A 7,735-nucleotide genomic window follows, 5' to 3' on the forward strand; every position below is an offset into this window, starting at 1 on the left:
GTGTCCGCGCCCGGCAGCTGGAAGCACACCTGGGTGCCGCCACGGGCGGTGACGCCCACGCCGGCGCGCATGTAGCCGGAGAAGTCGATCGCAGGGGCCGCGTGGGCGGCGATGCCAAAGCCGGCGAGGCTCATTGCAAGGAACAGTCGGTTCATTTTCACGGTAGTACTCCACTCAACAGAACAGGAAACAGGGTGGGTACCGAACGCGCCGGTACCCGTGGCACGGCGATCAGTACTTGCGCTTCGGGAATTCCTTGGCGGCCACTTCCTTCGGGAAGATGGATTCCTCGGTCACGATGCGGCGGGGGAGGGTCTTGCCGGCCATGAGGTCCTTGGCGGCGGACATCAGTTGCGGGCCCAGCAGCGGGCTGCACTCGATGGACACATCGAGCTTGCCGGCCATCATGGCTTCGAAGGCACCCTTGACGGCATCGATCGAGATGATGGTGATGTCCTTCGACGGCTTCAGGCCGGCTTCCTCGATGGCCTGGATGGCACCGATGGCCATGTCGTCGTTGTGTGCGTACAGCACGTTGATCTTCTTGCCCTCGGCCTTGAGGAAGGCTTCCATGACTTCCTTGCCCTTGGCGCGGGTGAAGTCACCGGTCTGCGAGCGGATGATCTTGATGCGCGGCTCGGCCTTGATGATTTCCTCGAAGCCCTTCTTGCGGTCGATGGCCGGTGCGGAGCCCACGGTGCCTTGCAGCTCCACGACGTTGACGTCGCCCGGCTGGGACTTCACCTTCTCCACGAGCCAGCGGCCCGCCTTGCGGCCTTCCTCGACGAAGTCGGAGCCCATGAAGGTCGTGTAGAGCGTGGTGTCCTTGCTGTCGACCGCGCGGTCGGTCAGGATCACCGGGATCTTGGCGGTCTTGGCTTCACGCAGCACCGTATCCCAACCCGACTCCACCACCGGCGAGAACGCGATCACGTCCACCTTCTGGGCGATGAAGGAGCGGATGGCCTTGATCTGGTTTTCCTGCTTCTGCTGGGCATCGGAAAACTTCAGTTCGATACCGGCTTCCTTGGCGGCGGATTTGATCGATTCGGAATTGGCGGTGCGCCATTCGCTTTCGGCGCCGATCTGGCTGAACCCCATGACAATCTTCTTTTGTGCCAGGGCCGCGCCGGAATGGAGGCTGATGGAAAATAATGCAACGGCCGCAATGACCACCCCACGTAGCTTATTCATATCTATATCTCCAGATTTCAAAAGGACTGCGCAATGCGCTCTTGCGGTAAATGGGGTTGGCCTTTCAGCCTGGGTTGAATTCTCTCCAGTCCCTCACCGCTGGGCCGAATGGTAAAGAGGTGTGCCGTGGGCCGGTGATCGTTTTTTTTCGCCTTCGCATTCCCGATTTGACATTGCCGTAAACCCCAGTTCCGGCCGAGCGCGAGATGGCTGATAGGAGGTCCGGGCCCGCGCGGCGTGTTTGGAGTTCCGGGCGCACAGGGCGCCGCCGGCAAGGCGTTTTGCACGCTTGCCAAAGGGCTTGGAACGGTTTTTTGCCGGCGCCTCGCTGCCTTTCGGGGCGGGACGGGCTCAGTCGCGATACCCGCGTTTTCCCTCTGAGGGATACCTCTTGTGAAACCCGCGCCACACGTGATGTGGCATGCGGGGGACATTCAGGGAGGGGGCGGCGCGGCAGGCTTCAACTCAGCCAGCGCGAGATTCACAAGGTCGAGCCTCAATGACTGCCTGTTCCAGTAGGCGAAGTAACCGCCGGCCGTCAGTGGCGCAGACGTGTGGATGCGTGAGATCTGGTTGTTCGCACCCACGAGGCCGAATACCGAGGCGGGCAGCAATGCCAGCATGTGGCTCGCATTCAGGGCGGCCACGGTAATCAGCGCAGACGCGGTTCGAAGCATGATGGTGGGGTGGGTATCGGTTTCCTGCTCGAACCAATCGGTCAATACCTGTGACAGCGGGGAGCTGTTTTCGTAGGCCACCCAGGAGAATTGGCTGAGTTGGGCGCAGGAATACACGTCCTGCCCCGCCAGCGGGTGGGTGCGGCCGGCCACCACGTACACCGCCTCTTCGTCGAGCGGCACGCAGTCGATGTCCGAATGGGTGTCGAGGTGGGCGCTGCGCGCGATCACCAGATCCACCTCCCCTGACCGGAGCTGCAGCATCAGCTTCAGCGACGTGTTCTCTTCGGCCTCGATGAGGATGTTGGGTCGCTCCTCGATCAGCCGGCGCAGGCAGGTGGAGAGGTTCTCGGGCACCGCCCCCATGATGCTGCCGATTCGCAGGATCGCCTGGTCGCGGTGCTGGATGCGGTCGAGGTCGAACCGCATGCGCCGCAGCTGCTGCACCATGTCCCGCGCATACGACATGACACAGCGGCCGGCGTCGGTGGGCGACAGGCCGGTGCGTTCACGGAGGAACAGGCGCACGCCGAGGGTGGCCTCCAGTTCCATCAGCGCCTTGCTGGCGGCCGGCTGGGACACGTGGAGGGTTTCCGCGGCTTTGCGGACCGATTTGCTTTCCCCGAGCGCCATCACCAGCAGAAGTTGCTTGACCCGAAGGGACGTGAGGTCGCTGTTCAACGCCCCTTGGGCCCCCGGGCGGGGTCCGGGCATCTGGCCCCGATGCATATGGCGCTCCTGTGACGCGGCGTGGGGTGATGCTTACCGGCCGCGGCCTTTCTGGCCGGCCGAATCGAATGCGCGCTGCATCACGCAGAAGACGAACAGCAGCGCACCGATGACGATCTTGGTCCACCACGAACTCAGCGTGCCGTCGAAGATGATCAGCGTCTGGATGACCCCGAGGATCAGCACGCCAAAGACGGTGCCCGCGATGTAGCCCACGCCGCCGGTCAGCAACGTGCCCCCGATCACCACCGCGGCGATGGCGTCGAGCTCGAGGCCCACGGCATGCAGCCCGTAGCCGGACAGCATGTAGAACGTGAGCACCACCCCGGCGAGGGCCGAGCAGAACCCGCTCAGCGCGTAGACCCCGATCACGGTCGACTTGACCGGCAACCCCATCAGCACGGCGGAGGCCTCGCTGCCACCGATCGCGTACACGGTGCGGCCGAACTGCGTGCCGTGGGCCGCGAACATCGCCACCGCCACCACGGCTACCGCGATCACTGCACCGATGGACACCGACGCGTCGCCCCACACCGGGATGCGCAATTGCGCGAGTTCCGAGTAGCCGGCTTCGGTGATGCTGATGGAGTCGATGCTGATCAGGTAGCACAGGCCGCGGGCCAGGAACATGCCGGCGAGTGTCACGATGAACGGTTGCAGCCGGAAACGCTGGATCAGCACCCCCATCAGCGTGCCGAAGGCGGTGCCCATCACCAGCACGAGCGGGATGGCGACCCAGGCGCTCCACTGGTGCCGCTCGATGGCCCAGGCCAGCACCATCGTGGTGAGGGCGATCACGGAACCCACCGACAGGTCGATGCCGCCGGACAGGATCACGAACGTCATGCCTACCGCGACGATGCAGAGGAACGCGTTGTCGATCAGCAGGTTCAGGAACACCTGCAGCGAAAAGAAGCCGGTGTACGAGACCGAACCCATCGTCATCATCGCGACGAACAGCGAGATGGTGACGGCCAGCGGCAGGTACTTGGCATCGAGCCGGAGGCGGCGCAGTGGCGCCGTGGATGCCGGCGCGGACAGGGAGGCAAGAGGCATGGGGGTGCTCATGGGGAAACTCCGCCCGCTGCGGGGCGTTGCACCAGCTGGCGCACGCTGGCGCGGAACTCGGCGGACTGCAGCAGCATCACGGCGAACACCACCGCGGCCTTGACGACCAGGTTGATCTCGGGCGGAACGCCCAGTGTGTAGATGGCGTAGGTCAGCGTCTGGATGATCAGCGCGCCGATCACGCTGCCGGCGAGGCTGAAGCGGCCACCGGTGAGCAGCGTGCCGCCGAGCGTGACGGCCAGGATGGCATCGAGTTCGAGCAACTGGCCGGCGTTGTTGCCGTCGGCACTTTTGACGTTGGAGCTGATCAGCAGCCCGGCCACGCCGGCACAGATCCCGCAGAACGCGTACACCCACACCGTGATGCTTCTGGCCTTCACGCCGGCCACGTGGGCCGCCGACGGGTTGATGCCCACGGCCTGGATGAACAGGCCCAGCGCGGTGCGCGACATCGCGAGCGACACGGCGATGTAGACGAACGCCACGATGAACAGCGAGAACGGCAACCCGAGCAGGTAGCCGCTGCCGATGAAAGAGTAGGGCGAGTAGTAGATGGTGATGATCTGGCCATTGGTGACCAGCTGCGCGATGCCGCGGCCAGCCACCATCAGGATCAGCGTGGCGATGATGGGCTGCATGCCCACGCGCGCCACGAGCAGACCGTTCCACACCCCGCAGGCGAGTGCCACGGCCAGTGCCGCGACGATGGCCACCGGCATGGGCACCCGGCTCACGTGCGTGGCCACGCCGTCGTTGACCACCAGCGTGCCGCCGATCATCCAGGCGGCCAGCGCGGCCGAGATCGCCACCACGGCCCCCACCGAGATGTCGATGCCGCGGGTGGCGATCACGAGTGTCATGCCGAGCGAGACCAGCACGAGCGGCGCGGCGCGGTTCAGGATGTCGATCAGGCTGCCGTACAGGTGGCCGTCGCGCACCGACAGGTGCAGGAACTGCAGGTTGAACGTGGTGTTGACCAGCAGCAGGAGCGCCAGGGTCACCAATGGCCAGGCCAGGCGGTGTTGGAAGATTCGGGTCATGACGCTTCGTCGGCAATCAGGTGGTACACGGCCTGCTCGCCGCAGCCGGCAGGCAGTTCGCCGACCTTGTTGCGGTCCCGCAGGACAACGATGCGGTGAGATACACGCAGCACTTCGCTCATCTCGGACGAGATGAACAACACGGCCATGCCGCCGGCCGCGAGGCGCAGGATCTCGTCCATGATTTCCTGCTTGGCGGCCACGTCGATGCCACGTGTGGGTTCGTCGAGGATCAGCAGCGACGGGTCGGTGGCGAGCCACCGCGCCAGCAGCGCCTTCTGCTGGTTGCCCCCTGACAGCAGGCCGATCGGGGTGTCGATGTCGGCGGTCTTGATCCCCAGCGCCTTGACGTACTTCTCGGCCATCGCGTTCTGCTGCGCGTCCGACAGGCAACGGCGCAGGCCGGCACGCGCCTGCAGCGCGAGGATGATGTTTTCCCGCACCGACAGTTCGGCCACGATGCCGTCGGTCTTGCGGTCCTCGGGACACAGGGCCAGGCCGTGTTTGACGGCGTCCACCGGGTTGCCGATGCGCACGGTGTTGCCCCGGACGCGCAGTTCCCCGGTGTCGGGTGTCGCCAGGCCGAACAGCAGCTTGGCGAGTTCGGTGCGACCCGACCCCAGCAGGCCGCCCAGGCCCACCACCTCGCCGGGACGGATGTCCATGTCGATGGGCTCCAGCTGGCCGCGCTGGCCAAGGCCTCGCAGCTGCAACAACGGTTCGCCCTCGTGCACGGCCAACTGGCCCGCGTCCACCGCGGCGCCGTCGGCGAGTTCTCGGCCCACCATCGCGGCGATCAGCGCCTTGGGGCCAAGCGCCGCGGCCGCGTACTCGCCCACCAGCGTCCCGTTGCGCAACACGGTGATGCGGTCCGAGATGGCGTACACCTGTTCGAGGAAGTGGGTCACGAACAGGATCGCGAGCCCTTCGCCCCGCAGGCGGCGCAACACATCGAACAGCCGCTCGACTTCACCGGTGTCCAGGCTCGACGTGGGTTCGTCAAGGATCAGCACCTTCGATTCGACGCTCAGCGCGCGGGCGATCGCCACCATCTGCTGCACCGCGACCGAAAACGACGACAGCGTGCGGGTGACGTCGATGTCAAGGTTCAGCCGCCCGAGCAGTGCGCGTGCCCGCTGGTTCATGCCCGTCCAGTCGATGCGCCAGGCACCGAGCGGGCCGAGGCGCGGGTACCGGCCCGCGAAGATGTTCTCCGCCACCGACAGGTTCGGGCACAGGTTCACCTCCTGGTAGACGGTGCTGATGCCGAGTGCCTGGGCCTGCTGCGGCGAGGCCGGCCGTGCGGCCTCGCCGCCGAGGGTCATCGCACCGGCGTCGGCCTCGTACACGCCGGTCAGCACCTTGATCAAGGTCGACTTGCCGGCGCCGTTCTGGCCCATCAGGGCGTGGACTTCACCCGGGAAGAGGCGAAGGCCCACCTGGTTGAGCACCGGTGTGCCGAAAAAGCGCTTGTCGACGCCACGCAGCTCGAGCACGGGAACAGGGGTGAGGCTGGCCATGTGGGTTTCCTGCTACAGGGCTTGGACGCCGCCGAGGTCGAACGACGCCACGGCAACCGTGAGCGGGTTGACGAGGCGTGCGCCCAGGTCGGGCAAGTCGATCTCGAAGCGGTCGCCGGGTTCGACCTTGACGCCGTCGGCGAAGCTCAGTGTCGACGTGCCGAAGAAGTGCAGGTGCACGTCGCCCGGGCGGCGGTGGGCCGCGTACTTGAAGTGGTGGTACTCGAGGTTCTCGAACGAGTGGCACATGTTGGCCGCACCGGTCAGGAAGGCCTTCTCCCACACCACGGTGTCACCCCGGCACACGCGGCTCGTGCCCGCCATGTGCTCGGGCAGGGCACCGGTGCGCAATTCCGGGCCCACGGCGCACGCGCGCAGTTTCGAATGGGCCAGGTACAGGTAGTTCTGGCGTTCGGTCACGTGGTCCGAGAACTCGTTGCCGATGGCAAAGCCCAGGCGGTAGGGCACCCCGTCCCCGCCGATGACGTACAGGCCCACCACCTCGGGCTCCTCGCCGGCGTCGAGCGCGAAGTCGGGGCTCGGGATGGGTTCGCCAGGGGCGCACACGATCTGGCCGTCGCCCTTGAAGAACCATTCCGGCTGGGCGCCAGGTTGGGCATCCACCGGTTTGCCGCCGTCGACGCCCCACTTGAACATGCGCATCGAGTCGGACAGTGCGGTCTCGTCGCCCGACAGTTTGTGGTGCATGGCGTCCCGGGTGGCGGCGCTGCCCAGGTGGGTCAGGCCGGTGCCGGTGACCAGGCAATGGGCGGGGTCCGGGTGGTGCAGCGGCGCCAGCACCCGTCCTGCGGCCAGCAACTCGGCGTAACGCAACGGCTCGCCAGAGGCTTCGCACACCGCGTCGAGCGGCACGCGGCGGGCAATCGCCTCGCACGCCAGCTCGTACGTCGTGCGCGCCCCCTGCACGCGGCGAACCTCGGTGCCGGCGGCATCGACCAGGCCCACGCGGCAGAGGTCGTCGTGGTCTCGAAATTGGATGAGTCTCATGGAAAAGGTGGCGCGTTGGGCTGAGGGCGCCATGCTAGGGAAAAGAGTGATGCCGTTCTAATCGCTTTTTTCAGGGAAGTGATGCCGAAATGGAATTGCGGGTATTTGCGGTTGTAGGCAGCCCGGGCCTCATGCTATCTGCATGAAATCGCGGTTCCGGGGTGAGGCCGAGATGGTGATTGGACGGCGACTCAGACGGATCGTGATTGCAAAAATGGTATTGACCTTGATTTATTTATTATTTTTAGAATATCTGTAGGCGTTGCTACGATGCGCCAACGGGTTTTGAACGACCACGACCCGGCCCACAGAATCTCAAGGACAACCACCGAATGGACTCCCAGAAGCCGAAGCCCAAGTACCCGTTCCGCCGCAGCCAGGCGTGGTTCGGCAAGGCCGATCGCGATGGGTTCATGCACCGCAGCTGGATCAAGAACCAGGGGTACCCGCACGACGAGTTCGACGGCCGCCCGGTGATCGGCATCTGCAACACGTGGAG

6 protein-coding genes are annotated in these 7,735 nt (G+C 65.4%); all 6 read right to left on the minus strand.

Features of this window, described 5'->3' with window-relative positions; all coding sequences use genetic code 11:
* Positions 1-231: 231 nt before the first annotated feature.
* The gene (locus tag ASC87_RS25985) at positions 232-1,194 is read right to left on the minus strand and encodes an ABC transporter substrate-binding protein (RefSeq protein ID WP_056669822.1); all 963 of its coding nucleotides are present in this window, start codon (positions 1,192-1,194) and stop codon (positions 232-234) included.
* Between the two features lie 434 nt (positions 1,195-1,628).
* The gene (locus ASC87_RS25990; protein ID WP_162255209.1) at positions 1,629-2,585 is read right to left on the minus strand and encodes a LysR family transcriptional regulator; all 957 of its coding nucleotides are present in this window, start codon (positions 2,583-2,585) and stop codon (positions 1,629-1,631) included.
* A 48-nt stretch (positions 2,586-2,633) separates the two neighbouring features.
* On the minus strand, positions 2,634-3,668 hold the full coding sequence (yjfF, locus tag ASC87_RS25995) for a galactofuranose ABC transporter, permease protein YjfF (protein WP_056669827.1): 1,035 nt from the start codon (positions 3,666-3,668) through the stop codon (positions 2,634-2,636).
* Positions 3,665-4,708, minus strand: a complete 1,044-nt coding sequence (locus tag ASC87_RS26000) for an ABC transporter permease (RefSeq protein ID WP_056669830.1) — start codon at positions 4,706-4,708, stop codon at positions 3,665-3,667. The genes yjfF and ASC87_RS26000 overlap by 4 nt, the downstream gene beginning before the upstream one ends.
* Positions 4,705-6,228 (minus strand): sugar ABC transporter ATP-binding protein, encoded by a 1,524-nt coding sequence (locus tag ASC87_RS26005; RefSeq protein ID WP_056669833.1) that lies wholly within the window; start codon positions 6,226-6,228, stop codon positions 4,705-4,707. The genes ASC87_RS26000 and ASC87_RS26005 overlap by 4 nt, the downstream gene beginning before the upstream one ends.
* A gap of 12 nt (positions 6,229-6,240) precedes the next feature.
* A complete protein-coding gene (gene araD1 / locus ASC87_RS26010; protein ID WP_056669836.1) occupies positions 6,241-7,236 on the minus strand; it encodes an AraD1 family protein in 996 nt (331 codons plus the stop codon).
* Positions 7,237-7,735 lie beyond the last annotated feature (499 nt).

It is taken from the genome of Rhizobacter sp. Root1221 (genome assembly GCF_001425785.1).
Classification (GTDB): Bacteria; Pseudomonadota; Gammaproteobacteria; order Burkholderiales; family Burkholderiaceae_C; genus Rhizobacter.

Coding starts and splice junctions, on each gene's coding strand:
- yjfF (WP_056669827.1), bottom strand. CDS start 3,668: ATGAGCACCCCCATGCCTCTTGCCTCCCTGTCCGCGCCGGCATCCACG.
- ASC87_RS26000 (WP_056669830.1), bottom strand. CDS start 4,708: ATGACCCGAATCTTCCAACACCGCCTGGCCTGGCCATTGGTGACCCTG.
- ASC87_RS26005 (WP_056669833.1), bottom strand. CDS start 6,228: ATGGCCAGCCTCACCCCTGTTCCCGTGCTCGAGCTGCGTGGCGTCGAC.
- araD1 (WP_056669836.1), bottom strand. CDS start 7,236: ATGAGACTCATCCAATTTCGAGACCACGACGACCTCTGCCGCGTGGGC.
- ASC87_RS25990 (WP_162255209.1), bottom strand. CDS start 2,585: ATGCCCGGACCCCGCCCGGGGGCCCAAGGGGCGTTGAACAGCGACCTC.
- ASC87_RS25985 (WP_056669822.1), bottom strand. CDS start 1,194: ATGAATAAGCTACGTGGGGTGGTCATTGCGGCCGTTGCATTATTTTCC.